A 25530-nucleotide genomic window follows, 5' to 3' on the forward strand; every position below is an offset into this window, starting at 1 on the left:
GAGTCACCGAATGCGCACCCTTATGCGCCGGGCCACGGTCGCCGCGACCTGCCTCGGCACCCTCGCCGGCGCGGCCGTCGTCATGGCGCCCCCGGCGATGGCGGCGTCCTGCAACACGACCACCAAGACCGTGGACGACCGCGGCTACTCCGGTCCGTGGGCGGACAACTGGACCCTCAAGGCGACCATGTGCTCCTACCGGTCCGGCAGCTACATCTACAGCTACGCCAAGCTGAGCTGGGACGTGCCCTCCTCCTACCCGAACCCCACCCCGCGGACCTTCGACGCGGCGAAATTCCGGGTCTACCTCAAGAAGAGCGTCGCCGGCGCGCCGGACCCGATCCGCGCCCACCGCGACTTCGGCCTCGAAGGCCGGATGGAGAGCGGCGACGGCTCCTACACCACCCCGACCTTCCGGCACGCCGTCTCCCGCTACGCGCTCGGTGACGGTGCCTGGAAGCTGAACTGGAACAACGACGGCGACGGCTACGTCCACTACTCCGTCACCGCCTCACCCCGGGTCTGACGACCCCGAGCGGCTCCGCCGCGCCCCCGGTCCTCGCGGGCCGGGGCGACCCGGCCGCCGAGGCCGCTCCGCAGTCCCCCTCCCCCGCCCGCGGCGACGGTGTCTCCCCACCGCGGCGGTGCCGGGGGAGGGCCCGCAACGGGGGGAGGGCCGGAGGACGCACGTCCTCCGGCCCTCAGGGCGGGACCCGGTGCCCGGGCTCGGCGCGGAACCCGGGTACCCGGCCGTCAGGTCTCGGTGCGGTACATCAGGTCCGTCTCGTGGGTGCGGAAGCCGAGCCCCTCGTAGACCCGCACCGCGGCTCCGTTGTCGGCGTCGACGTAGAGCATGGCGGTCGGCAGGCCCCGCTCGTCGGCCAGATACCGCAGGCCGATGGTGGTGAGGGCCTTGCCGAGGCCGCCGCCCTGCTCGCCGGGGTCGACACCGAGGACGTAGACCTCGCCCAGTTCCTCCGCCGAGTGCACCTTCGTCCAGTGGAATCCGACCGGCTTCCCGTCCCGCTCGGCGAGGAAGAAGCCGACCGGGTCGAACCAGGGCTCGGCCTTCCGGTCGTCGAGATCGCGCTGGGTGAGGGTGCCCTGCTCGGGGTGGTGCGCGAAAGCGGCGGCGTTCAGCGCCAGCCAGGCCGTGTCGTCCTCGCCGGGCCGGAAGGCCCGCACGGTCACCCCCTCCGGCAGCACCGGATCGGGCAGCTCCAGTCCGGCCAGCGGGCGCCTCAGTTGACGCAGCTCGCGGAAGAGGGTCATCCCCAGGCTCTGCGCCAGGTGCCGCGCCGCGGGATGGCCGCCGTGCGCCCAGACCCGCAGCCGCCGCCCGGACTGGTCCAGCAGGGCCTGCCCCAGCCTGCGGCCGTAGCCGTTGCCGCGGCGCGTGGGTGCGACGACGAACTCCCCGGCCGGAGCCTCCACCGGGTCGGTGTCCTCCAACTGCGCGTAGCCGGACAGCACGCCGTCGCCGCCGCGCAGCAGCAGGTGGCGCACGCCCGGGCGGGAGCCGCCGCGCAACTGCAGCCTGCCCTGTTCGGAGACGGCGGGCTGGCCGTCCTCCCGCGCCGCGGCGTCGATCAGCGCCTGGACCTCCCGTACATCGTCCGCGGACACCTCGTCCACAACATCCACGTCACTCATGGGGACGACCCTACGGCGGAACGCACGGGAGTGGACCGCCCGTCGCTCCGCCGACCGCGGACACGCTCAGCGGGGCGGCTCGGACGGCGGCGGGGTGGGGGCACCGGGCAGCCGCAGGACCGCCTCTGTTCCCGGGCCGCCGTCCGCGGGGCGCCGGAGCCGCACGTCGCCGCCGCTCTGCCGCACCGTGCGGGCCACGATCGACAGCCCGAGGCCGGAACCGGGCAGGCTGCGCGCCGAGGGGGAGCGCCAGAAGCGGTCGAAGACGTGCGGGATCTCGTCGGCCGGTACGCCGGGACCCTGGTCGCGGACGGTCAGCACCCCGTCCCGCAGCACGACGTGCACGCTGCCGCCCTCCGGGCTGAACTTCAGCGCGTTGTCCAGCAGATTGACCACCGAACGCTCCAGCGCCGCCGCGTCGGCCCGTACGTACCAGGGGGCGAGGTCGGTCGTCAGCGTCAGCCGCGGCCCTCGCGGCCGGGCCCGCTCCACGGCGCGCTCCACGACCTCGTGCAGTCCGACCACCGCGGCCCGGGGCGGGGCGGCGGAACCGCCCGGCCCGCCGGGGGCGTCGGCGCCGCCCGGATCGGCGCCCGCTCCCGCCGCGGCGTGCGGCACCGCCTGCGGGCGGGAGAGCTCCTGCAGGTCGCCGATCAGCTCGGCCAGCTCGGCCATCTGCGCCTGTACCGAGGAGAGCAGTTCCCTGCGGTCCTCCTCGGGGAGTGCCCGCCCGGTCTCCTCGCTGCGGACCAGCAGGTCGATGTTGGTGCGCAGCGAGGTGAGCGGGGTGCGCAGTTCGTGCCCGGCGTCGGCGATGAGCTGCTGCTGGAGCTCGCGTGAGGAGGCCAGCGCCTCGGTCATGGCGTTGAAGGAGCGGGACAGCCGGGCGATCTCGTCGTGCCCGTCGACCGGGATGCGCACCGCCAGGTCCTCGGTGCGGGCGATGTGCTCCACGGCCCCGGTGAGCCGGTCCACGGGCCGCAGCCCGGCGCGGGCCAGCGCGACACCGGCGCCGGCCGCACCCAGTACGCCCGCACCGCCCACCAGGGTGAGGATCAGCGCGAGCTTGCGCAGCGACTCCTGGAGCTCGGCCATCGGCCGCGCCACCGACACCGCCAGCCCGGTGCCGGCGACCGGCGTGGTGCGGACCCGGTACTCGGTGCCGTCCGAGGCGCGCGCCGTGTGCAGGGTCTCGCCGTGCCGCCGCTCGGCCACCCGCACATCGGCGTCGGTGACGTCCAGCTTCCTGCCGACGATGACGCAGTTGCCGCCGGAGGGGTCGACGACCTGCACGGTGGCGCCGAAGGGGTTGGGCGCCGGCTGGTCGGGCGGGGTGCACTGGCCGGACTGCACCCGGTCGACGACGGCGCCGGGTGCCACGGAGTTGTCCCGCAGCGAATCGTCCAGCGAGTTGAGCAACTGGGCGCGGACGAGGAACCAGCAGGCCAGCGCGCACGCGGCGACCGCCAGCGCCACCGTCGTCGCGGCCAGCAGCGCCAGCCGGCCCCGCAGCGGCATCGAGACGGCGCGGGCGCCGCCGCGCCGCAGCCGGAAGAGGGCGGTGCGCAGGCCGCGCCCCGTGTGGTCGGAGCCGAGGCTCACGTGTCGTCCCGCAGCACGTAGCCCACGCCGCGCACCGTGTGCACCAGCCGCGGTTCGCCGCCCGCCTCGGTCTTGCGCCGCAGATACATCACGTACACGTCCAGCGAGTTGGACGAGGGCTCGAAGTCGAAGCCCCAGACGGCCTTGAGGATCTGCTCCCGGGTGAGCACCTGCCGCGGGTGGGCGAGGAACATCTCCAGCAGCGTGTACTCGGTGCGGGTCAGCTCCACCGGCCGCCCGCCCCGGGTCACCTCGCGGGTGAGCAGGTCCATCCGCAGATCGGCGAAGGCCAGGGTCTCCGGCTCCTCGGCGGCCTCGGCCTGCGCCTGGGCGCGCGCGTAGGAGCTGCGCCGCAGCAGCGCCCGGACGCGGGCGAGGAGTTCGTCCAGTTCGAAGGGTTTGACGAGGTAGTCGTCGGCGCCCGCGTCCAGCCCGGTGACGCGGTCGCCGACGGTGTCGCGCGCGGTCAGCATCAGCACCGGCACCCGCTGCCCGGCGGCCCGCAGCCGGCGCGCGGCGGTGAGCCCGTCCATGCGGGGCATCAGCACGTCGAGGACGACGAGGTCCGGCTGGTGCTCGGCCACCTTCTCCAGGGCCTCGGCACCGTCGGCGGCGAGCTGGGTCGCGTACCCCTCGAAGCTCAGGCTGCGGCGGAGTGCGTCCCGGACCGCGGGCTCGTCGTCGACGACGAGGACGGTCTGCTTCCCGGCGGCGTTCCCGGTGCCGTTCCCGGACGCGGGGGCCGACGGAGCGGGCTCCGGCCCCGAGGACGGCTGAGGCGACTGAGGCGACCGGGACCGCTGGGGTGGCGGAGGCGTGGTGTCGGAGGGCATGGCTCCCAGCTTGGCACCGTCCCGGCCGCCCAGCAGGTCACGCAGCGCCCTCACGCACCCCCCTGCCGCAGCGCGTCCAGGTCCTTCTTCACGTCGTCGACCGGGATGGCGAAGCCCAGGCCGACGCTGCCGGCACTGGCCTGGGAGGTCTGCCCCTGCCCCGAACCGGACGAGAAGATGGCCGAGTTGATGCCGATGACCTGCCCGGCCATGTTGAACAGCGGACCGCCGGAGTTGCCCGGGTTGAGGGACGCGTCGGTCTGGATGGCCTTGTAGGTGGTCGTCTCACCCTGGACGCCGCCGTTGTACTGGCCGCCGTCGAACTCGAACGGCCACTCCTGGCCGCCGCTGCCGCCGCTGCCCCCGCTGCCGCCGCCGTTCCGTCCCGGCAGCCGCTGCTGTCCGCCGTCCTCCTTGGGGACCTTCACCTCGCGGTCCTTGGCGGAGACGATGCCGCTGGTCACCGTGCCGGACAGGCCCTCGGGAGAGCCGATGGCGACGACCTGGTCGCCGACGCCGACCGCCCCGGAGTCGCCGAGCTGAGCCGCCTGGAGGTCGTCCTGCCCGTCCACCTTCAGCAGCGCCAGGTCCTTGTCCGCGTCGGTCCCCACCACCTCGGCGTCCGCCGTTCTGCCGCTGCTGAAGGAGACCTTCACGGTGTCGGCGCCGGAGACGACGTGGTTGTTGGTGATGATCTGACCGTCCTCGGTGATGACGACACCGGAACCGGTCGACTCCCCCGAACCGCTGGTCGCCTTGATCTCCACCACGCTGTCCTGGACGCTGCGCACCACGTCGGAGACCGCGCCCTTCGCCGTCGCGTTGCTGCCGCCGACAGCGGGCGCCGCGGAACTCGTCCCGCCGTGCCCGCCGAGCAGCCGCTCCATGCCGAAGGCGGTCCCTCCGCCGATCACGGCAGCCGCCACGGCGACCGCCGTCAGCAGCGCCGCGGGCTGCCGCATCCGGCGGCGGTGCGGACGCCCATGCCCGGCGTCGGAAGCCGCGCCGGAGGCACCGGTCTCCGCCGGGTCACCCGCCGCGCCAGGAGCGCCGGACTCCGCAGCGAAGGCGGCGTGGGGCGGCCCGGCCGGGGGCGGGGGCGGCGGTACGGCTCCGAAGGGCGCCGGCGACTGCTGCTCGGGCCGCTGCGGATACGGCAGGTGCGGGCCCTGCGTGCCGTGCGCGTCGGATGCGCCCTGCGGGGGCCGCGTGCCGTGCGGGGGCTCGCCGCCCTGCGGGCCGTGGGTGCCGTGCGGGGTCTGCCGCTCGAAGTTGTCCATGCCCATGAGCGTGCTCCGGCAAGATGAGAGCTCTCTGAGGAGGCGGTGAGAAACCTCCGAGTTCTCGCCCTGCGGGGGCCGTTCGGCCTTCGGGGGCCGTTCGGCGTTCGGGGCCGCGGCTCAGGCCGGATCGCAGCCGCAGGAGCGGCGGATCACCAGTCCGGACGGGAACTGCCGGACGCGGCCCTTGCTGCCGGGGACGCCGCCGTTGCGCGTCCCGGGAATCCGCAGCGAGTCGTCCAGCACCAGGTCGACGGCGGCCTTCGCCATCGCCTCGCGGTCCGAGCCGACGGTGGTCAGCGGCGGATCGGTCAGGGCCGCCTCCTTCACGTCGTCGAACCCCGCGACGGCCAGCTCGCCGGGCACGTCGATGCCCAGCTCGCGTGCCGCCCGCAGCACCCCGATGGCCTGGTCGTCGGTGGCGCAGAACAGCGCCGTCGGCCGGTCGGGGCCGCTCAGCAGCTCCAGGGAGCGCTGATAGGTGTCGTACCGGTTGTACGGGGACTGGAAGAGCTGCCCCTCGGTGGACTTGCCCGCCTCCCGCATGGCCCGCTCCCACCCCACGACGTGGTCGGTGACCGGGTCGCCGAGCACCGGGGTCTCCTCCACGCCGCCGAGGCAGGCCACCGTGTCGTGGCCGTGCTCCAGCAGGTGCCGGACGGCCAACTGGGCGCCGCCCACGTCGTCGAGGACGACGGCGACGTCGTCGATGGCCTCGGGCCGCCGATGCATCAGCACGACGCGCGAGTCCCACGCGTCGATCTCCGCGGCCGCGTGCTCGCTGGGACCGGAGCTGATGAGGATGAGGCCGGAGACCCGCATGCCGAGGAAGGCGCGCAGATAGTGCACCTCGCGCTCGTCCAGATAGTCCGAGTTGCCGACCAGGACCATCTTTCCGCGCTCGGCCGCCGCGCGTTCGACGGCGTGCGACATCTCCGCGAAGAACGGCTGGCGGGCGTCCGGGACGACCAGCCCTATGAGGTCCGTCCGCCGCGACGCCATGGCCTGGGCCACGCGGTCGGGCCGGTACCCCAGCTCCTTGATGGCGGCGAGCACCCGCTCCCGGGTCGCCGGGGCGACCGGCCGGGGACCGTTGTTGATCACATAGCTGACAACGGCTGTCGAGGTCCCCGCCACCCTCGCCACGTCGTCCCGCGTCACCTTGGCCACGCCGAGAGTCTACGCGGGATGAGTCGCCCCGCTCCGCCCCCGTCTCCACCCTTCGCGCCGGGCGGCGGCGGAGGACTCCCGGCGCCACGGCCGGCGGCGTGGGAAGCGGGCCCCGGGCCCGGCCGGAGAGCGCCGTACCGGCCCCTCCGGCCGGGGTGACCGCTCCGGCCGGAGGGGTCACCCGGCCGGAGCGGTCCCCGTCCCTCTTGCGGTCAGTCGCCGCTGCGCCCGGACGAGGACGCCGCCTCGCGGGTCACGCGCTCCGCCGCGTCCGCGACGGAGCCGGCGCCGGAGGCGGGCTCCGCGGCGGGCGGGCCCTCCGTCTTCTCCGGCGAGACGAAGCGGTACCCGACGTTGCGGACCGTCCCGATCAGGGCCTCGTGCTCCGGCCCCAGCTTGGCGCGCAGCCGCCGGACATGGACGTCGACGGTGCGGGTGCCGCCGAAGTAGTCGTAGCCCCACACCTCCTGGAGGAGCTGGGCGCGGGTGAACACCCGTCCCGGATGCTGGGCGAGGAACTTCAGCAGCTCGAACTCCTTGAAGGTCAGGTCCAGGACCCGGCCCTTCAGCTTCGCGCTGTAGGTCGCCTCGTCGACCGACAGGTCCCCGTTGCGGATCTCCATCGGGCTGTCGTCCGCGGTGAGCTGGCGGCGGCCGGTCGCCAACCGCAGCCGGGCCTCCACCTCGGCGGGTCCCGCGGTCTCCAGCAGGACGTCGTCCACACCCCACTCGGCCGTGACGGCGGCGAGCCCGCCCTCCGTCACGATCAGCATCAGCGGGCAGCCGGGTCCGGTGGAGCGCAGGAGCTGGCACAGGGAGCGCACCTGCGGCAGGTCGCGCCGGCCGTCGACGAGGATCACGTCGGCGGACGGCGCGTCCACCAGCGCGGGCCCCTCGGCGGGGGCGACGCGCACGTTGTGCAGGAGGAGCCCCAGCGCGGGCAGCACCTCCGAAGAGGGCTGGAGCGCGTTGGTGAGGAGCAGCAGTGAACTCATGCGGTGACACCCTCCCTCGGCGAGAGGGCCCACGTCGGACGTGGTCGGTGCGCTTTCGAACGGCCTCGGTTCCGGTCTCGGTTCTGCACGGTTCGCTTGCCCATGACGTCGATTTCCCTCCTGGCGCCCTGCGCCGGGGGCGCCACCCGGGCCGGTGCCCGGGGGAATATGGCGGCACTGCTTCGTACGGCACTGCCCGAGGGCCGGGCCGCGGGCCTGTTCCACCGGCCACGACCCCCAGAAAGCACAAAAGGACCCGGGGGCGACGCTGCCCGGATCCTGCTTGCCAGCAGAATACCCGCATGAGAGTCGGAGCGGCATGTGACATCGCTCGCGCCCCCCGCCAGGGTGTTACGCAGCGTACTGACACGACGGCGGTACGGAAGGACCTGCGGACCGCCGACGGGGTCCGGATCGAGGCCCGGTACGAGCCGTACACGGGCCCGGCCGACGGCTCCGGAACCGCCCGGGACCCGGGCGCGATCGTGCTGGCGCACGGCTTCACCGGCGCCCTGGACCGGCCGGCGGTGCGCCGCGCGGCGGCCGCGTTCACCGCACACGCGACCGTGGTGACCTTCTCCTTCCGGGGGCACGGCCGGTCGGGCGGGCGCTCGACCGTGGGGGACCGGGAAGTGCTGGACCTGGCCGCCGCGGTGGCGTGGGCGCGCGCGCAGGGGCACCGCACGGTGGCGACCGTCGGCTTCTCGATGGGCGGTTCGGTCGTCCTGCGGCACGCGGCCCTGTACCGCGCGGAGTACGGCCAGGATCACGCAGAGTCAACTTTCGATTCTGTGATGCACAGGGGGCGCACAGACGGGCGCACGGCTGACCCGGCGGGCCCGCGGGGTGCCGTCGGCGCCGCGGCAGCCGCCCCCGCTTCCGGCCCCGGCCCCGGTCCCGCTCCCGCTCCCGCCCGCGCCTCCGGTCCCGCTCCCGCCCACGCGGACGCCGTGGTGGCCGTCAGCGCGCCCGCCCGCTGGTACTACCGGGGCACGGCACCGATGCGGCGGCTGCACTGGGCGATCCAGCACCCCCTCGGCCGGCTCGTCTCCCGCTACGGGCTCCGCACCCGCGTCCACCACCGGGACTGGGACCCCGTTCCGCTCCCGCCCGTCGCCGCCGTCCCGCGCATCGCCCCGGTCCCGCTGCTGGTCGTGCACGGCGACCAGGACCCGTACTTCCCCGTCGACCATCCGCTCTCGCTCGCCGAGGCGGCGGACCCGGAAGCCTGCGAACTGTGGCTGCGGCCCGGTTTCGGACACGCCGAGAACGCCGCGGACGCCGCACTGTTGGACCGGATCGGCAGCTGGGCGGCCACCCGGCTACAAGCACCCGCCGCGAGGCCGCATCATGGGAGCCGCGACCCACACGCCCCGCGGGCCGCCGGAAGCACGCCGGGACACGCCCCGGGACCGGCACCGGACGCCACCGAGGGCACGGACGGCTGAGAGGGACCCCAACCATGGCCAGCGGCACGATCCGCTACTGGGCGGCGGCGAAGGCCGCGGCAGGCACCGCCGAGGAACCGTACGAGGCCGGCACCCTCGCGGACGCGCTCCGGAGCGCCCGCGAGACGCACGCCGGGCGGCCCGAGTTCGCCCGCGTCCTGCTGCGCTGCTCCTTCCTGGTCGACGGCGACCCGGTCGGCACCCGCACCCATGACGCCGTCCAACTCAGCGAAGGCGGCACCGTCGAGGTCCTCCCCCCGTTCGCGGGAGGCGCCCGATGAGCGACGGCCGCCCCGAGGAGCCCTACGGCGGTCCGTACGACGCGTACGGCCGACCCGTGCCGCCCGACCCGTCCCACCCGCTGCCCCCGCACACGCCCCAGCCGGACGCCGCACCGCCGGACGCCGCCGAGTCCGGGTACGCCGGGCCCGCACCGTACGCCCACGACCCGTACGCCCACGACCCGTACACCCGGGACCCGTACGGGACAGGGGCGAACGGGACGGATCCGTACGCCTCGGGGCCGTACGGTCCGGACGCGTACGCCCAAGAGCGGTCCTCCCGAGACCCGTACGGCCAGCAGGCCGAGCACGGGCAGCAGTACGGGTACGGGCAGCAGGCCGAGTACGGCCAGCAGTACGGCGGGGGCGGTGGCGGCCAGGGCGCCGCCGGCCCGTATCCGCACGGCCCCGCGGCGGGCCGGCTGCCCGACCACGGCGGGCAGCCCTCGTACGGGGCGACGCACCCGGCCCCGTACGAGCAGGCGTACGGGCAGCCGTACGGACCGGCGTACGACGATGTCTCCTACGACGTGACCTACGAGGTGACCCGGATCGACGGGCCGCGGCCCGGCGGCGCTGCGGCCTCCGCCCGGCCCGGGTCCCCTTCGACGGGGGCACCCGGGCACACGGGGGCGCTCCCGCACGGGACCCCGTCGGCCCACCAGCCCCTGCCCGCCTCCACGGGACCGCTCCGGCCCGGAGGGGCCGGGCAGCCCCTGCCACCGGAAAGCCGCACAGAGCACCAGCCGATGCCACAGCACCAGTCCCAGCCCGGACCACAGCCGGCCCCACAGCCCGGACCGCAGCCGGCCCCACAGCCCGGACCGCAGCCGGGAGCACAGCCCGGACCGCAGCCGGGGGCGCACCCCGGTCCGCCCTCGCACGCCACCCGGACCGCCCCGCAGCCGCCCCCGGCCCGACAGGCCCCGGCGGACCCGCGGACCGCGGCGGCCACGGCAGCCCCCGCGGGCACCGGTGGCGCACGGCAGCGGACCGGCTCCCCGATCATCGCGCCGGGGATCAGGCCCGCCGCCGTCACCGCGGTCCTCGCGGCGCTGCTGGCGGCGACCGCGCCGCTGGGGCACGGGGCGCTCGCGGGCGCACTCGTGCTGCTGCAGGCGCTGACGGCGGCCGGCTGGTACCGGCTCAACGGGATGTGGCCCGCCCGGCAGGGCATCGCGCTGGCGTTCGTGGCCGGGTTGACGGCAGACGCCGGGCTGCTGCTGACCGACGGCGGAGAGGCCCCGACGGTGCTGCTCGGTGCGGCGGGCGTGTGGTGCGTCCTGTCCCTGGTGCTGCAGTTGCGCAACAACTCCAGCCCCGACGAGCGCCTCTACGCGCTCACCGCGGGCTTCGCCGCCATCGGCCTGACGGTGCTGGCCGCCGGGCTGCTCCCGGCCGAGGCCGACGCGGTGACAGTGGGAGCTGCCGCGGTCGCGGTGGCGGCGCTGGCCCGGGCCGTACCGCTGCCCGGCCCGGTGTCGGTGCCGCTCGCGCTGGCGGCTGCGGCGGCCGCCGGGGCCGCGGCAGGCAGGCTGACCGGCGTGGATCCGGTCCCGGCCGCGCTCATCGGCCTGGGCGCGGGAGTGTGCGCGGTGCTGGGGCTGCGGGTGGCCAGCTACGACTGGCCGTCCCGGTTCGTCCACATGACCGCGGGCGTCGCCCTCCCGCTGACCCTGGCCGCGCCCGCCGTCCAGCTGCTGGGCCGCACTCTGCTCTGACGATGCCCCGACGACGGATACCCGCGCAACGGGAACCTCACTGTCCCCCTGCGTCCCCGTCGTCTCCCCGTCCACAGCGACACGAAGCGGGTTACGCTCGCAGCCAGCACGCCGACTCATGGGGGGATACGGACACGATGCGCGCACTCCGCACAGGGCTGGTGATCCTGGTGATACTCGCCGGGCTCTTCGTGGCGGCCGACCGCGTGGCGGTGAACCTCGCCGAGGACAAGGTGGCCGAGAAACTGAAGGGCCAGCTCGGCTCCGCGTCGTCCGGCGACCCCTCCGTCTCCATCGAGGGCTTCCCCTTTCTGACCCAGGTCGCCGGCAAGCAACTGGACAAGGTGAAGGTCGACGTCGAGGGCGTCACCGCCACGGCGAACGACCGCCAGGTGCGGCTGAGCAAGATCACCATGGAAGCCCTCGACGTGAAGCTGTCGAACAACTTCGGTACGGCGGTCGCCGACCGGGCCACCGGCACCGTGCACCTGTCCTACGCGGATCTGTCCAAGGCGGCGGACGACGGGGTACGCGTCAGCTACGGCGGCAAGAGCACCTCCGGCAAGGACCAGGTCAAGGTCACCGCCGGCATCGTCCTCCCGGTCGTGGGCCGCAGCATCGAACGCAGCGTCTACAGCACCGTCAGCGTGACCGGCGGCGACACGGTGCGGCTGCACGCCGACGAGGTGCCCGGCTCCAAGGTGCCCGGCGTCGAGGACGCGATCCGCAAGAAGATCGACTTCGACCGCAAGATCGACCGCCTCCCCGACGGCCTCCGGCTGGAGAAGGTCGAGGCGACCAAGAGCGGCGTGGACGTCTCCATGGCGGGCACCGACGTCCGGCTGGCCGGCTGACCCCCGGGAGCCCGCGCCTGGACCCCGTCCCGGGGCGCTCGGTCGCGGACCGCTGGGCACGGACCTGACTCCGGTACGTCGGGCCCGGCCCCCTCGTGCGACCCCGCTCCTCCCGACGGCCCCGCCCCGCCTGGGGGCCGGCCGGGCCCCGCCCCGGGCGCAGCCCTCGGCCCGAGGCGCAGGGCCCGGATTCCGGGCGGGCCGCAGCATCCGACGGTGTCGTCGCCGTGTGCGGAGCCCGGCACCGGACCGCCTCGGCGTCCGGCTGCCGTTGAAGGCGAGATCATCAATCCCGCCATCCGAGACGACCCGGTGCGCGCGCCCCGCACCCACCCGCCCGGCGCCGCCTCCCCGCCCTGCCCGTGGGGGCACTCATCCCGTAATACGGACAAAAATATCTCACGATGCGGATCGGCGGTGACACAGACCCGTCGTCGTCCTTACGATCGAGCGCATGAAGCGACAGGCGGACCTCACGAAGCGCCGGGCAGTGGACCTGTGCCGCATCGCCGCCATGCTCTGTCGCGGCTCCCGCTGACCCGCTGACCGTCCGCACGTCCCGCCGGGACCGAGGCGCCCCGCCCGCTCGGCGTCTCGCCGCCTACCCGCACACGTGCCGCAGCGCAGTCCCGCGTACGTCCCACCGCGCACCGTCGCGCACGACCGCACCCCGCCGTGCACCCAACCGTGTCCGCGAGCCGCCGCGTACGCGCACCTGTTCGCACCCTCCGCCGCATCCACCCACCTCACGAGGAGAGACAGCATGAGCCGCAGCGACGTTCTGGTCGACGCCGACTGGGTAGAGGCCCACATCGACGACCCGAAGGTGGTGCTCGTCGAGGTCGACGAGGACACCTCGGCCTACGACAAGAACCACATCAGGAACGCGATCCGCATCGACTGGAAGCAGGACCTCCAGGACCCGGTGCGCCGCGACTTCGTCGACCAGGAGGGCTTCGAGAAGCTCCTGTCCGCCAAGGGCATCGCGAACGACGACACCGTCGTGCTCTACGGCGGCAACAACAACTGGTTCGCCTCCTACGCCTACTGGTACTTCAAGCTCTACGGCCACCAGGACGTCAAGCTCCTCGACGGCGGCCGCAAGAAGTGGGAGCTGGACTCCCGCGACCTGGTCGCCGAGGTGCCCGAGCGTCCGGCCACCGACTACACGGCCCAGCCGCAGGACACCGCCATCCGCGCCTTCCGCGACGAGGTCGTCGAGGCGATCGGCACCAAGAACCTGGTGGACGTGCGCTCCCCCGACGAGTTCAGCGGCAAGCTGCTCGCCCCCGCGCACCTGCCGCAGGAGCAGTCCCAGCGCCCCGGCCACGTGCCCAGCGCCCGCAACATCCCCTGGTCGAAGTCGGCCAACGACGACGGCACCTTCAAGTCCGACGAGCAGCTCAAGGAGCTCTACGAGGCCGAGGGCGTCGACCTGGGCAAGGACACCATCGCCTACTGCCGCATCGGTGAGCGCTCCGCGCACACCTGGTTCGTCCTGCACGAGCTGCTGGGCCAGCAGAACGTCAAGAACTACGACGGCTCCTGGACCGAGTACGGCTCGCTCGTCGGCGTGCCCGTCGAACTCGGCTCCAACTGACCCGACCCCTCGAAAGGACGGAACACCCTCATGTGCGGAGCACAGGCAGGCGGGCCCGACGCCGCCACCATCAAGCCCGGCGAGACGACGATCCAGGGCAGCGTGACCCGCGGCGGCGAGCCCGTCACCGGGTACGTGCGGCTGCTGGACGCCACCGGCGAGTTCACCGCGGAGGTCCCCACCTCCGCCACCGGCCAGTTCCGCTTCTACGCCGCGGAAGGCACCTGGACGCTCCGCGCACTGGTGCCCGGCGGCACCGCGGACCGCACGGTGGTCGCCCAGGACGGCGGCCTGGCCGAGGTCACCATCGCGGTCTGAGCCACGTAGGGGCTCCGCCAGGTCCGGCGGCGGCGTGCCGAGCCTCCGGCCCCGGCACGGTGCCGGGGCCGGGACCGGGCGGAGCCCCCATATGCTGGCCGTATGGCACACCGGAAGCTCGTCATCAAGGTCACCGCGGGCGCTGACGCGCCCGAGCGGTGCTCGCAGGCGTTCACCGTCGCCTCCGTCGCGGCGGCGAGCGGCACCGAGGTCAGCCTCTGGCTGACCGGCGAATCGGCTTGGTTCGCCCTCCCGGGCCGCGCAGCGGAGTTCGAGCTTCCGCACGCGGCACCGCTGCCCGACCTCATCGCCGCGATCCAGGCGAGCGGCAGGATCACGCTGTGCACCCAGTGCGCGGCCCGCCGTGACATCGAGGAGAAGGACGTCCTCGAAGGCGTCCGCATCGCGGGCGCACAGCTCTTCGTGAGCGAGATCATGGCCGAGGACGTCCGGGCCCTCGTCTACTGAGCGCGCCTCCTCGTCCACAGAGCGCCCCCGCGTCCGCCGGGCAGCCCCTCGGGAGGCCCGCCCCCGCCGCGGCGATTAGACTCGGGGGGTCACCGAACACCGCGCAAGGAGAGCCACCCGTGCTTGAGGCATTCTTCACCGCCCTGATGGTCCTGGTCTGCGTCGGCACCGTGGCCTTCGCCGGGCTGACCTTCAAGAAGCTCTACCAGGGCCAGCGCTGACCGCTCGCACGCCCGCCACTCTTAGGGATCGACCAGTTCCATGATCGAGATTCCGTCCGACCTCCACCCGGACCTCGTGCCCCTCGCCTTCCTGCTCGGCAATTGGACCGGTGCCGGTGTGGCCGCCCTCGACGCCCAGGAGGGCGAGGAGGAGCAGAAGTGCAACTTCGGGCAGGAAGTCACCTTCACCCACGACGGCCGTGACTTCCTGGAGTACGTCTCGCACTCCTGGGAGCTCGACGCGGAGGGCCGGAAGGTCCGCCCGCTGGAGACCGAGACGGGCTACTGGCGCATCGACGCGGACCGCAAGGTCGAGGTCGTCATGATCCGCGACCAGGGCATCGCCGAGGTCTGGTACGGCGAACTGGCCGAGAAGAAGCCGCAGATCGACCTGGCGACCGACGCGGTGGCCCGCACGGCGGCCGCCGGCGAGTACAGCGGCGGCAAGCGGCTGTACGGCTACGTCAACAGCGATCTGATGTGGGTGGGCGAGAAGGCCACGCCCGAGGTGCCGCTGCGGCCCTACATGTCCGCGCACCTGAAGAAGGTCGTGGACCCCAAGGAATGGGCCAAGGACGTCGTGGACCTGCCCGACGACGGCATCGCCTTCTTCCGCTGAGGACCTGACTCCCCCGACCTGGCTCCCCGCTTCCGCCGGGGACGCTCACACTCCGGGCACTCCGCCGGGGACGCTCACTCCGCCGAGGAGCGTCCCCGCTCGCCGTTTCGGACCGTCCCGCCCCCCGCGGTGCGGCGCCGCCACTCCCGCCGGGCGCCACCACTCCCCTGCCGAGGGCCGCTCCCCTCCTCCCCGGGCGCCGTCCCCCTCCCCCGTCGAGGGCCGTTCCCCTTCCGTTCGACGGCTGTTGCCGCCGCGTTCGGCGGCAGCGGCGGCCTGCCCGCGGCGCACGTCTCGGAGATGTCACGATTGTGAAAGCTGTGGAATAGCGCGATTCCGCCCGCCAGTTCGGGAACCCTCCCCCGGCACCCCGGTCGAGGCGAATCCACAGGTCACGGCGAGACCCCTACAGCACGAGTCGCCGAAATCACTCCCGGTAGGCAATCTAATGCGTGCCCTTGAGTGATAAGAATGGCGTTAATCCATTCACCGGCACGAGCGCCGGTGGGGCCCCTGCGGCGCGCTCTCGTGCCCTCTTGCCCCGGCGCTCGACCGCCCAACGGGGAAAAGGCTCTTCTGTGAATCGTTCTCGCATAACCTCCGCCGCCGCCACCGTCGCGCTGCTCGGCGGCCTGGCCACCACTCAGCTGGCCACCGCGGCGAGCGCCTTCGCGTACGACAGCGGCGCCGAGCTGAACGTCGGCCTGACGTCCGGGATTCTCTACGACAAGAACTCCGGCAAGGTGATGGGCGACGGCATCGGCGGCAACTTCGGCAACCACGGCCCCGAGGCCACCAAGGCCACCGTCACGGTGACCGCCGTCAAGAACGTCACCTTCACCGGCAAGCCGAAGGTGGACAAGGGCACCGTGAAGTCCTGGAGCGCCAAGAAGGTCGTCATCGTGGCCAACCTGGCCGCGGACGGCGACGCGCTGGAGAACATGGACCTTCCCGCCACCCTCTCCGGCAAGAAGCAGACGCTGCGCGCCGAGATCAAGGGTGACAAGCCCGACCCGGACACCAGCAACAACCGCCTCACGCGCTCCTACAGCGTGGACGCCACCAAGCCCAAGCCGACCGACAAGCCCACGGACAAGCCCACCGAGAAGCCGACCGAGAAGCCCACCGAGAAGCCCTCGGACAAGCCGACCGAGAAGCCCAGCGACAAGCCCAGCGAGAAGCCGAGCGACAACGCCTCGGACGCCAACACCCCGGCGCCCGCGGGCGGCTCCGACAAGGGCAACGGCGGCGAGGGCGACCTCGCCGAGACCGGCAGCAGCTCCAACACTCCGCTGCTCGTCGGCGGTGCGGGCGCCCTCGTCGTGATCGGCGGCGCGGCGGTCTTCCTGGCCAAGCGCAAGAAGGCCGGCCAGAACTGATCGTCTCCCCCTTCCGGTGACGCGGGTCCGGGTGCCACGGGGGCACCCGGGCCCGTACCGCTTCTACACTGGACCCCGTGGCTACCACCGACTGGCAGAGCGACCTCCGAGCGCGCGGATACCGGCTCACTCCGCAGCGTCAGCTCGTGCTGGAGGCCGTGGACAAGCTGGAGCACTCCACGCCGGACGACATCCTCGCCGAGGTCCGCCGCACGGCCGGCAGCGTCAACATCTCGACGGTCTACCGCACGCTGGAGCTCCTGGAGGAGCTGGGTCTGGTCTCCCACGCCCACCTCGGCCACGGCGCGCCCACCTACCACCTCGCCGACCGGCACCACCACATGCACCTGGTCTGCCGGGACTGCACCGAGGTGATCGAGGCCGACCTGTCCGTCGCCGAGGCGTTCGCCACCGCGCTGCGGGAGCGGTTCGGCTTCGAGACGGACATGAAGCACTTCGCGATCTTCGGGCAGTGCGCGGAGTGCGGCGAGAGCGCCGACACCGACCGAGCCGACAGCACGGGCAACGCCTGAGCGCCCGACGCAGCCCGTCGTAGGCTGGGCGTATGTCCTCCAGCAGTTCACGCGCCAGCGCCGCAGCTCCCACTCCCAGCCCGCTGCTGAACCTGCCCGGCGGGGTCGCGGCCGAAGCCCCCGACGAGGGAGTCGCCGCCCACTACGGCGACCTGTTCAAGGAGCAGCGTGCTCTCGCCGACGGCACCGGATTCGTGGATCTCTCGCACCGCGGCGTGGTCACCGTCTCCGGTGCGGACCGGCTCTCCTGGCTGCACCTGCTGCTCACCCAGCACGTGGAACAGCTCCCGCCCGGCCGGGCGACCGAAGCGCTGATCCTCTCCGCCAACGGCCACATCGAACAGGCGCTTGAGCTGGTCGACGACGGGACGACGGTGTGGATGCACACCGAACCGGGCAAACAGGGCGAACTGCTGAGCTATCTGGAGAGCATGCGGTTCTTCTACCGCGTCGAGATCGCCGACCGCACCCCCGAGGTCGCCCTCGTCCACCTGCCCGCGGGCTCCATCGCCGACGTGCCCGACAGCGCCCTTGCCGTCCGGGAGACGCCGCACGGGCGGGACCTGTTCCTGCCCCGCGGCGAGCTGACCGGCTTCGCCGCCACGCACGGGCCGGCCGTCGGGGTGCTGGCCCACGAGGCGCTGCGGGTCGAGGCGCGGCGGCCCCGCCTCGGCATGGAGACCGACCACCGCACCATCCCGCACGAGGTGGGCTGGATCGGCTCGGCGGTGCATCTGGAGAAGGGGTGCTACCGCGGGCAGGAGACCGTCGCCCGCGTCCACAACCTGGGGAAGCCGCCGCGGCGCCTGGTCTTCCTGCACCTGGACGGCAGCGAGGTGCGGCTGCCGGCGCACGGCGACGCCGTCCGGCTCGCCGCCGAGGGCCTGGAGGGGCGGCAGATCGGGTTCGTCACCACCTCGGCGCGCCACCACGAGCTGGGGCCGATCGCGCTCGCCCTCGTCAAGCGCAACGCCTCTCCCGACGCCGAGCTCGTCGTCGGCCCCGACGCCACCGCCGCCGCACAGGAAGTCGTCGTCGCCCCGTAGGGCGTCGGCCGGCAGGTCCCCGGCCGGGCGGCGGCGGGCCCCCGGCCAGGCTGATCCCCGCCTCAGCCCTCCGGGAGGTGCACCGGCCTCAGACCTCCAGGAGCAGGGTGAAGGGGCCGTCGTTGGTCAATGAGACCTTCATATCGGCTCCGAAGACACCCGTGGCGACGGTGGCGCCCAGCGCCCGCAGCCGGTCGACCACCTCGGCGACCAGGGGTTCGGCGACGTCTCCGGGCGCCGCCGCGTTCCACGTCGGCCGCCTCCCTTTCCGCGCGTCACCGTGGAGAGTGAACTGGCTGATCACCAGCAGCGGCGCTCCGGTGTCCGAACACGACCTCTCCTCGTCCAGAATCCGCACGGTCCACAGTTTCCGCGCGAGCTGGGCCGCCTTCTCCGAGGTGTCGTCGTGCGTGACTCCCACCAGCACGCACAGGCCCTCACCCGCTATCTCCCCGACCGTCGCGCCGTCCACGGCGACGCTCGCACCGTCCACCCGCTGCACCACTGCTCGCATGCCGCCATGATGCCGTGCCGCCGTCCGGCCCGGGCACGCGGCCGCAAGCCGCCGGGGGAGATCGGTGCGAACAGGGGACACGGAGTGGCACGATGCGCACACGCGGTGCGTTCACCGGTACCGCGCGATGGGGATGAGGGGACACAAGCCCATGAGCACAACCGGAGCGGGCCCGTCCAGGACACCGCGGCGGCCCGGGGCCCTGGAGGCGCTGCGCGAGCCGGAGCGACCGGATCTGAACGCGCTCTCCTTGCGCGAACTGCGGATCCTGCGGCGCTCGGCACAGCAGGACGAGGCGGACCTGAGCTATGTGCGCAGACTGCTGCAGGGGCGGATCGACATCCTCGGCGCCGAACTGGCCCGCCGCACCTCCGCCGGCTCGCCGCTGCTGGACCTGCTGCCGCAGATCCTCGCGGACGGTCCGTCCAGCCACCGCTCCTCCGCCCGGCATGTGACTCTCGCCGCACCGCGCAGCGAGGAGTACCGGGCGCTGGCCGAGGAGATGCTGGCCGAGGTGGAGCTGAGCGACCTGAAGGCGCGCACCGACGGCGAGCTGCACGACGCGACGGCACGGCTGATCCGCTACGAGCAACAGGTCTCCGGGCGCCGCCAGTCGCTGCAGCAGACGGCCGACGAATGCAGCACCGAGATCGCCCGACGCTACCGGGAAGGGGAAGCGCAGGTGGACGACCTGCTGCCGTAGCGCGGGGCGGGAGCCGGGACGGGGCCGGGACGGGAGGGGCCAGGGGTGTCTGTTCTGCGGCACCGCGCATCCGGTTACGGTGAAGGGCCACATATCCGTCTGCTCCGCACGCCGCCGTAGGGCGTGCACCACCGGAAGGTCCCGAGATGCCCGAGATACTCCCCGTGCTCGCCGAGGTCGTCAGGTCCGGCTTCACCGAGGGGCGGCACCGGGGCTCGCTGGTGGTCCTGGCGGCCGACGGGAGCGTCACCTTCGCGCTGGGCGACCCGGAGGCGCCGGTCTTCCCCCGCTCCGCGAACAAGCCGTTCCAGGCGGCCGCGGTGCTGCGCTCGGGGCTGGAGCTGTCCGGCGAGCGGCTGGCGCTGGCCGCGGCGAGCCACTCGGCCGAGGGCTTCCACCTCGACCTGGTCCGCACGATGCTGGCCGAGCACGGGCTGAGCACCGCGGACCTGCAGTGCCCCGCCTCCCTCCCGCTGGACCCGGAGGAGGCCGAGGCGTTCCTGGCGGCGGGCAACACCCGCACCCCGCTGGCCATGGACTGCTCGGGCAAGCACACGGCCATGCTCGCCGCCTGCCAAGCCAACGGCTGGCCGCTGGACAGCTACCTCGACCCCGACCACCCGCTGCAGAAGCTGGTCCGCGAGACGCTGGAGGAGGCCACCGGCGACCCGGTGGCGCACACCGGTGTGGACGGTTGCGGTGCGCCGCTGATGGCCGTCTCACTGACCGGGCTGGCGCGCGGATACCGCGCCCTGGCGCTGGCTTCCGCGCAGAGCCCCGAGGGCCGGGTCGTCGAGGCGATGCGCGCCCACCCCGCCCACGTGGGCGGCACCCGGCGGCACGACACCTGGCTGATGCGGGAACTGCCCGGGGCGGTCAGCAAGATGGGCGCCGAGGCCGTGCAGGGGATCGCGCTGCCGGACGGGAGCGCCCTCGCGCTCAAGGTGGAGGACGGCGCGGAGCGCGCCCTGGGGCCGGTGGTGGCCCGGGCCCTCTCCACTCGTATGGGAGTCAGCTCCGCGGTGCTGGACCGGCTCGCGACGGTACCGATCCTGGGCGGCGGCGCCCGGGTCGGCGAGGTCCGCGCGGCGTTCTGAGCCCGCGGGGCGAGGCCGCGCACCCGGGGCGAAATCCAGGTGCGAGCCGGGTGGGCACGGCCTAGCGTGAGCCCATGCCGACCCCCCTCGACGTCCGCACCCTGGCCGGTCCCGACGCGTATCCGGAGTGGCTGCGCGCCGTCTCCACCGGCTTCTTCCGCGGCCCCGGCGCCGTCGGCGAGCAGGAGGTGGCGGTCCGCGCGCTGGACACGGACCTCGACCGGATCCAGGGCGCTTACGACGGCGGGCGCTGCGTGGGCACCTTCCGCACGCTGCCGCAGTCGCTGACCGTGCCGGGCGGCGCGCTCCTGCCCGCGTGCGCGGTCTCCAGCGTCACCGTCTCGCCCACGCACCGGCGGCGCGGGCTGCTGAGCAGGATGACGGCGAACGCGCTGGATGCGGCCAAGGAGCGCGGCGAGGTGTGCGCGACCCTGGTCGCGGCCGAGTACCCGATCTACGGGCGGTACGGCTTCGGCCCCGCGACCTGGACCACCGACCGGGAGGTCCTCGTCGCCCGCACGGGCCTGGACCGGCGCTACGCCGGACCGGCCGACCTCGGGGACGGCGGCCGGGTGGACCTGGTGGACGCCGCGGAGTTCCGGGCCCTGATGCCTGCCGTCCACGAGCGGTTCCGCACCGGCCGGCACCGGCAGGGTGCCATCGACCGCCGCGCGAAGTGGTGGCGCACGGCGACCGGCGCGCTGCGCTTCCCGGACGACGGATTCACCCCCGCGTTCCACGCCGTCTACCGCGACGCGGACGGGCAGCCGCAAGGCGGGGTGTCCTACACCTCCGACGATGTCTGGCAGGCCAAGCAGCCCGAACAGACCCTCACCGTGCGCGACCTGTTCGCCACCACGACCGCCGGGGAAACGGCGCTGTGGCGGTTCGTCCTGGCCGTCGACTGGGTGCTGCGGGTACGGACCGGCTGCCGCGCCCCGGACGACATCCTGCCGATGCTGCTGCCGGACCCGCGCGCCGCGCGCACCGTCACCCACGCCGACTGGCTGTGGCTGCGGCCGCTGGACGTGCCGCGGATGCTGGCGGCCCGCGACTACGCGGCCGCGGACACGCTGGTGCTGGAGGTGCGCGACAAGGACGGCTACGCGAACGGGCGCTTCGCGCTGGAGACCGGCGGGCCACGGGGCGGGGCCCGCTGCGCGGCCACCCGGGAGGATCCGGAGGTGTCGCTGGACGTCAGCGAGCTGGGCACCCTCTTCCTGGGTGACGAGTCGGCCGTGCGGTTGGCGGCGCTGGGACGGCTGGCCGAGCACCGCGAGGGGGCGGCGGAGCGGGCGGAGGCGCTGTTCCGTACGGCGCGGCGGCCGTGGTGCCAGGACATGTTCTAGGCGGCCGGGTCCGGGCGGCCGGGTCCGGGCGGCGGCTGCCGGGCGATTCCCCACCGGACTCCGGGGCCCGGAGCCCGGGATGCCGTCGTCAAGCCGCCTTCCCCGTGGCGTGGGTTGATGGGTGGGGAAGGCGGCATGACGGCGGTCGCCGCGCGGCGCTGTGCGCACGGTCCGGACGACCCCCCGCCGGTCGTCCGGAGTTCAGGGATGCAGCAGCAGCGTGGCGAGTACGAGGGCCCCGGCGGTGCTGCATCCGGTGTGCCGGGCTTTGAGGCCGATGCTCAGCAGCAGGAAGCCCACGAGGCCGAGGACCCCGTAGCGCACTTGGACCAACTGCTCGAAGGCGACGACGGCGATGGCTACGGCGAGCGCGAAGAACGGCATGGCGGTCCCTCCTTCTCGGGCGCGAGAGGAACGGCTGTGCTGGGAGTACCGGGTGCCCGCACGGCGTCGGACGGGCTGATGGCTCGGGGCCGACCTGGAGAAAGAACCGGCAAGGTTGTCTGCCAGATCTGAAAGTTGGCGACCAACTCACTCACTGTCTTCCCAGTTGTCCACCATCTGGAAACATCTCCTGGACAACTGACGGCTTGTGGAGCGAAGTTGTATGGTCATCGCGTGACCAGGAAGCCGACGTCCGCAAGCGGCCGCCGCCCGCGCGATGTGGTCGCCGACACCCTCCGCGAGCAGATCCGGACCGGAAGACTCCAGGCCGGCACCCGCCTCCCCACCCAGCGAGAGCTGGAAGCGGAGTTCTCCGTGGGCCGCAGCGCCGTCCGCGAAGCCCTGGCGGCCCTCGCCCAGGAAGGGTTCCTGGAGAACGTGGGACGCGGCGCCTCCCCCACCGTCGCCGAACCCACGTACCACGCGGAGGCCCCACGCAGTGCGGGAGTGGAGCTGGCCGACCGGCTGCACGAGGCGTTCCAGGCCGAGCACCTCACCATCGACGCGTTCTCCCTCACCACCGAGACCCTCAACAACGCGCTGGCCTGGCCCGTCCGCCAGGTCATGGACCACCAGCTCACCCCCCGCTCGGTCACCGCGCGCGTCCTCGTACCCAGCCTCCAGGCCAGGCTGGCCCTCCCGCGGCTCATCGACGACCCGGATGACCCCAAACCCCGCGAACGGCTGCACCGGATGCAGACCACCTACATCGACGCGCTCAGCAACTCCCTGCACTCCCTGGCCCCGTTCGGCACCGCGGTGACGCTGACGGTCCGCGCCGTACCGCTCACCCCCACCCACAAGCTCTACCTCCTCAACGGGGACGAGGCACTCATCGGCTACTACCAGGTCGTCAAGAACGAGGAGGCCGCCTTCCGAGGCGAGCAGCTCGCCCTCTACGACGTCCTCGGCCTCACCGCCAAGCTCTTCCGCTCGGCGCGGGGCCCGGAGGCGCGGGACGAGCAGGAAGCCAGCTTCGTGGCGGAGTCGCAGCAGTTCTTCGACTCCCTGTGGGACACCATCGCCACCCCCTTCGGGTGACCGGCGAGGACGCCGCGAGAACCGGATCGGCAGCGCCCGGTAAAGTTCCGGCACCCCGGTGATCTCCGAGGCCGGACCCACCGCCCCGAGGACAGCTCCCCGATGACCTCTCCCGCCCTCCAGCAGGCCGAAGCGATCGGCTCCGTGGACGGCCCCCTGGCGGGGTACCACCGCGAGTGGTACGTGGTGCGGCCCCAGGGCGAGCTGACCGGACTGGGCCGGGTCAAGATCGGCGAACCGCGGGAGAACGCCCTGTGGTTCGACCGGCGGTCCTTCGCCTCGGAGGACGAGGTACTGCTCGACCTGGCCCGACTCGGCGTACCCCGAGTACCCCCCGTCCACCGGGTCCGCCGGTCGGGCACGGTCTTCCACGGATTCGTCGAGGGCCGGACCCTGGCGTCCCTCAGCCCGCGCGGCCACCCGGTCGCCCCCGGCCACCTGCGGCAGATCATCGAACGGTTCGCCTCCCTGAGCCGGCTGCGCCCCGGGGACCTGCACGCCCGCCGGCTCCGGGACTCCCCCGGCAGGACGCCGGAGCGCGACGGCGCCCCCCTCGCCCCCGCCGCGGAGGACACCCCCGCCCAGCCCGGCCGCGCGCCGCGGGTACCCGCGGCGCGCGGAACAGACCCCGGCCGGAGCGAGTCGTCCCGGGAGCACGGGAAGGACGAGAGCCGCGGAGAGGACGGGCGGCACGCGGACGAGGAACACGATCCGAGCGGGAGCAGTGCGGGCTTCCTCCGCGAACTCCTCGCCTTCACCAGGGAGCACGCACACCGCGCCCGCCTGCCGCAGTTCGGCCCGCTCTTCGCCCGCCTCGGCATCCCGCCGGACGTGCTGGGACCGCACTCCCGGCTGGCGGCCGAGGCCGCACGGCTGACCGACCGACCGAGCTGTCTGCTCCACGGTGACCTGCACCGGGCCAACTTCATCGTCGACCCGGCCGACACGCTGTGGACCATCGACTGGGAGCTGGCCGCGTTCGGTGACCCGCTCTACGACCTGGCGACACACCTCTACCTGATGGACTACCCGCCCCGGCAGCGCGCCCGGGTCGTCGCGGAGTGGCGGCAGGCCGTCACCGCGGTGCTGCCCGGAGCCGACGCCGGACTCGCGGACGACCTCCCCCGCTACCTCGCCTACAAGCGGGCCCAGTCCGTCTTCGCCGACGTGGTCCGGCAGGCCGTCGCGATCGACACCGCCCACGGCACCCCGGCGCGGGCCGAGCAGCTCGGCCGTACCGCCAAGCTCGTGCACGACGTCCTCGTCCGCGCCGCCGAACCGCTGGAGCTGGCCGACGTGCCCAGCCCGGGCGTGATCGAGCTGGCATACGCCGAACTGTGCACGGCAGCGCGGCTCCGCTGACCGGGAGCAGCGGCCGCTGCCCACCCCCCGGACACGCCTGCGACAATCACTGCCTGCCCGGCCGACGGCGCTGCCCCGGCAACGGGGCGGCCGAGGCCCACGAACGGGGACACGGAGGATGGTGGCGGCAGTGCAGCCTCAGAACAACGCGGCTCAGAACAACGCGGCTCAGATCAGCTCGGCTCGGATCAGCTCGGCTCAGATCAGCTCGGCTCGGATCAGCTCGGCAGAGAGCGTGATATTCGACTTCGACGGCCCGTTGTGCCACCTCTTCGCCCGGCGCACCGCCGCCTCAGTGGCCGACACGCTGCGCGCGACCTACGCCGACGGCCCCGACGGCCCGGCCACCGGATGGCCGGAGACCTCCGATCCGCTGCGGCTGCTGACCGCCGCCTTCGACGACGGCACGCTGCTGCCGCCGGAAAGCGCGCGGCGGATGGAGCAGTCCCTGTCGAGCGAAGAGGTCGCCGCCGCGGCGGTCGCCTTCCCCACCGGATACGCGGACGCCCTCGTGCGCACCCTGCACGCCACGGGCCGCACGGTGGCCGTCGCCACCGACAACTCCGCCGAGGCGGTGCGGCGTTACCTCGCCGGACGCAATCTGCTGGAGCCCTTCGGCGAACGGCTGTGCGGGCGGGTGTGCAACGGCACCGGCCTGCGGCTGAAGCCCGACCCGGACTGCGTGCTGCGTGCCCTGGAGTCGACCGGCGCGGACGCGGCCGTCACGACGATGATCGGGGACTCCGCGCAGGACGCGGCAGCCGCCCGAGCCGCCGGGGTCGGCTTCGTGGGCTATGCACGCAACGAGCGCAAGGCGCGGGAGCTGCGCGCGGCCGGTGCCGAGTGGGTCGTCGGCTCACTGCGCGAGATCCTGCTCACGGTCGACCCCCTGGCGCACGTCTGAGGGAACGGCCGCGGGGAGATCTGCGGGAACGGCCGCGGAGACGTCTGCGGGACCGCCGGAGGAGGGCGGACGGCCCCGGCAATCCGTCCGGTCAG

Annotated in this window: 26 protein-coding genes; 18 read left to right on the forward strand and 8 right to left on the reverse strand. The window is 73.6% G+C overall.

From position 1 onward, the window contains the following. The first annotated feature begins 10 nt into the window (after window positions 1–10). Window positions 11–526 carry a hypothetical protein gene (locus ACFYNS_RS26835; protein ID WP_360300910.1) on the forward strand — a complete coding sequence of 172 codons (516 nt, stop codon included), beginning with the start codon at window positions 11–13 and terminating at the stop codon, window positions 524–526. A gap of 227 nt (window positions 527–753) precedes the next feature. On the opposite strand, the gene mshD is transcribed toward ACFYNS_RS26835, so the two are convergent. The 6 genes from mshD to ACFYNS_RS26865 form a co-directional block, all read right to left on the reverse strand. Next, window positions 754–1653, reverse strand: coding sequence for a mycothiol synthase (gene mshD, locus ACFYNS_RS26840; protein WP_388605479.1), 900 nt, complete (start codon window positions 1651–1653; stop codon window positions 754–756). A gap of 66 nt (window positions 1654–1719) precedes the next feature. Then, on the reverse strand, window positions 1720–3171 hold the full coding sequence (locus ACFYNS_RS26845; RefSeq protein ID WP_388605499.1) for an ATP-binding protein: 1452 nt from the start codon (window positions 3169–3171) through the stop codon (window positions 1720–1722). Between the two features lie 80 nt (window positions 3172–3251). Beyond that, window positions 3252–4142 (reverse strand): response regulator transcription factor, encoded by an 891-nt coding sequence (locus ACFYNS_RS26850; protein WP_388605480.1) that lies wholly within the window; start codon window positions 4140–4142, stop codon window positions 3252–3254. After that, a complete protein-coding gene (locus ACFYNS_RS26855) occupies window positions 4139–5374 on the reverse strand; it encodes a S1C family serine protease (RefSeq protein ID WP_388605481.1) in 1236 nt (411 codons plus the stop codon). Before ACFYNS_RS26855 ends, ACFYNS_RS26850 begins: the two co-directional genes overlap by 4 nt. Window positions 5375–5488: 114 nt before the next feature. After that, a complete protein-coding gene (locus tag ACFYNS_RS26860) occupies window positions 5489–6538 on the reverse strand; it encodes a LacI family DNA-binding transcriptional regulator (protein WP_360300900.1) in 1050 nt (349 codons plus the stop codon). A 212-nt stretch (window positions 6539–6750) separates the two neighbouring features. Then, complete coding sequence (locus ACFYNS_RS26865; protein WP_360300897.1) at window positions 6751–7533, reverse strand: response regulator transcription factor; 783 nt, start codon at window positions 7531–7533, stop codon at window positions 6751–6753. 302 nt (window positions 7534–7835) lie between these two features. Between ACFYNS_RS26865 and ACFYNS_RS26870 the strand changes: the two genes are divergently transcribed. From ACFYNS_RS26870 to ACFYNS_RS26920, 11 genes are all read left to right on the forward strand, one after another. Then, window positions 7836–8981 carry an alpha/beta fold hydrolase gene (locus ACFYNS_RS26870; protein WP_388605482.1) on the forward strand — a complete coding sequence of 382 codons (1146 nt, stop codon included), beginning with the start codon at window positions 7836–7838 and terminating at the stop codon, window positions 8979–8981. A 14-nt stretch (window positions 8982–8995) separates the two neighbouring features. Beyond that, a complete protein-coding gene (locus tag ACFYNS_RS26875) occupies window positions 8996–9262 on the forward strand; it encodes a MoaD/ThiS family protein (protein ID WP_360300891.1) in 267 nt (88 codons plus the stop codon). Then, entirely contained in the window at window positions 9259–10983 is a 1725-nt protein-coding gene (locus ACFYNS_RS26880; RefSeq protein WP_388605483.1) for a hypothetical protein, read from the forward strand. The genes ACFYNS_RS26875 and ACFYNS_RS26880 overlap by 4 nt, the downstream gene beginning before the upstream one ends. Before the next feature lie 137 nt (window positions 10984–11120). Then, window positions 11121–11837 carry a DUF2993 domain-containing protein gene (locus ACFYNS_RS26885; protein ID WP_360292740.1) on the forward strand — a complete coding sequence of 239 codons (717 nt, stop codon included), beginning with the start codon at window positions 11121–11123 and terminating at the stop codon, window positions 11835–11837. 763 nt (window positions 11838–12600) lie between these two features. Beyond that, window positions 12601–13437, forward strand: a complete 837-nt coding sequence (locus ACFYNS_RS26890; protein ID WP_360292737.1) for a sulfurtransferase — start codon at window positions 12601–12603, stop codon at window positions 13435–13437. Window positions 13438–13467: 30 nt separating this feature from the next. Then, a complete protein-coding gene (locus tag ACFYNS_RS26895) occupies window positions 13468–13755 on the forward strand; it encodes a DUF1416 domain-containing protein (protein WP_075003218.1) in 288 nt (95 codons plus the stop codon). A 102-nt stretch (window positions 13756–13857) separates the two neighbouring features. Then, window positions 13858–14223 carry a DsrE family protein gene (locus ACFYNS_RS26900; protein ID WP_360292734.1) on the forward strand — a complete coding sequence of 122 codons (366 nt, stop codon included), beginning with the start codon at window positions 13858–13860 and terminating at the stop codon, window positions 14221–14223. 261 nt (window positions 14224–14484) lie between these two features. Further along, a complete protein-coding gene (locus tag ACFYNS_RS26905; protein ID WP_276476104.1) occupies window positions 14485–15063 on the forward strand; it encodes an FABP family protein in 579 nt (192 codons plus the stop codon). 578 nt (window positions 15064–15641) lie between these two features. Further along, window positions 15642–16442 carry an LAETG motif-containing sortase-dependent surface protein gene (locus ACFYNS_RS26910; RefSeq protein ID WP_360292731.1) on the forward strand — a complete coding sequence of 267 codons (801 nt, stop codon included), beginning with the start codon at window positions 15642–15644 and terminating at the stop codon, window positions 16440–16442. Between the two features lie 77 nt (window positions 16443–16519). Then, a complete protein-coding gene (locus ACFYNS_RS26915) occupies window positions 16520–16975 on the forward strand; it encodes a transcriptional repressor (RefSeq protein WP_360292728.1) in 456 nt (151 codons plus the stop codon). 32 nt (window positions 16976–17007) lie between these two features. Then, a complete protein-coding gene (locus ACFYNS_RS26920; RefSeq protein ID WP_360292725.1) occupies window positions 17008–18021 on the forward strand; it encodes a glycine cleavage T C-terminal barrel domain-containing protein in 1014 nt (337 codons plus the stop codon). 88 nt (window positions 18022–18109) lie between these two features. Here the strand turns inward: ACFYNS_RS26920 and dtd are convergent, their stop codons facing one another. Then, entirely contained in the window at window positions 18110–18535 is a 426-nt protein-coding gene (dtd, locus tag ACFYNS_RS26925; RefSeq protein WP_360292722.1) for a D-aminoacyl-tRNA deacylase, read from the reverse strand. Window positions 18536–18686: 151 nt separating this feature from the next. Between dtd and ACFYNS_RS26930 the strand changes: the two genes are divergently transcribed. From ACFYNS_RS26930 to ACFYNS_RS26940, 3 genes are all read left to right on the forward strand, one after another. Beyond that, window positions 18687–19238, forward strand: a complete 552-nt coding sequence (locus ACFYNS_RS26930; RefSeq protein ID WP_360292719.1) for an ABC transporter substrate-binding protein — start codon at window positions 18687–18689, stop codon at window positions 19236–19238. Between the two features lie 146 nt (window positions 19239–19384). Next, entirely contained in the window at window positions 19385–20335 is a 951-nt protein-coding gene (locus ACFYNS_RS26935; RefSeq protein ID WP_360292716.1) for an asparaginase, read from the forward strand. Between the two features lie 74 nt (window positions 20336–20409). Continuing rightward, window positions 20410–21684, forward strand: coding sequence for a GNAT family N-acetyltransferase (locus ACFYNS_RS26940; RefSeq protein ID WP_360292713.1), 1275 nt, complete (start codon window positions 20410–20412; stop codon window positions 21682–21684). Window positions 21685–21885: 201 nt separating this feature from the next. Here ACFYNS_RS26940 and ACFYNS_RS26945 read toward each other — a convergent pair whose 3' ends face one another. Next, window positions 21886–22068, reverse strand: coding sequence for a hypothetical protein (locus ACFYNS_RS26945; protein ID WP_019354313.1), 183 nt, complete (start codon window positions 22066–22068; stop codon window positions 21886–21888). 234 nt (window positions 22069–22302) lie between these two features. Between ACFYNS_RS26945 and ACFYNS_RS26950 the strand changes: the two genes are divergently transcribed. The 3 genes from ACFYNS_RS26950 to ACFYNS_RS26960 all read left to right on the forward strand — a co-directional run bounded on the left by ACFYNS_RS26950 (window position 22303) and on the right by ACFYNS_RS26960 (window position 25435). Then, window positions 22303–23169 carry a GntR family transcriptional regulator gene (locus ACFYNS_RS26950; protein WP_360292709.1) on the forward strand — a complete coding sequence of 289 codons (867 nt, stop codon included), beginning with the start codon at window positions 22303–22305 and terminating at the stop codon, window positions 23167–23169. Window positions 23170–23271: 102 nt separating this feature from the next. After that, window positions 23272–24531 (forward strand): phosphotransferase, encoded by a 1260-nt coding sequence (locus ACFYNS_RS26955; protein WP_388605484.1) that lies wholly within the window; start codon window positions 23272–23274, stop codon window positions 24529–24531. Window positions 24532–24661: 130 nt separating this feature from the next. Continuing rightward, a complete protein-coding gene (locus ACFYNS_RS26960) occupies window positions 24662–25435 on the forward strand; it encodes an HAD family hydrolase (RefSeq protein ID WP_388605485.1) in 774 nt (257 codons plus the stop codon). Window positions 25436–25530 lie beyond the last annotated feature (95 nt).

Origin of the sequence: Streptomyces sp. NPDC006925 (assembly GCF_042869575.1) — a bacterium.
GTDB lineage: Bacteria > Actinomycetota > Actinomycetes > Streptomycetales > Streptomycetaceae > Streptomyces.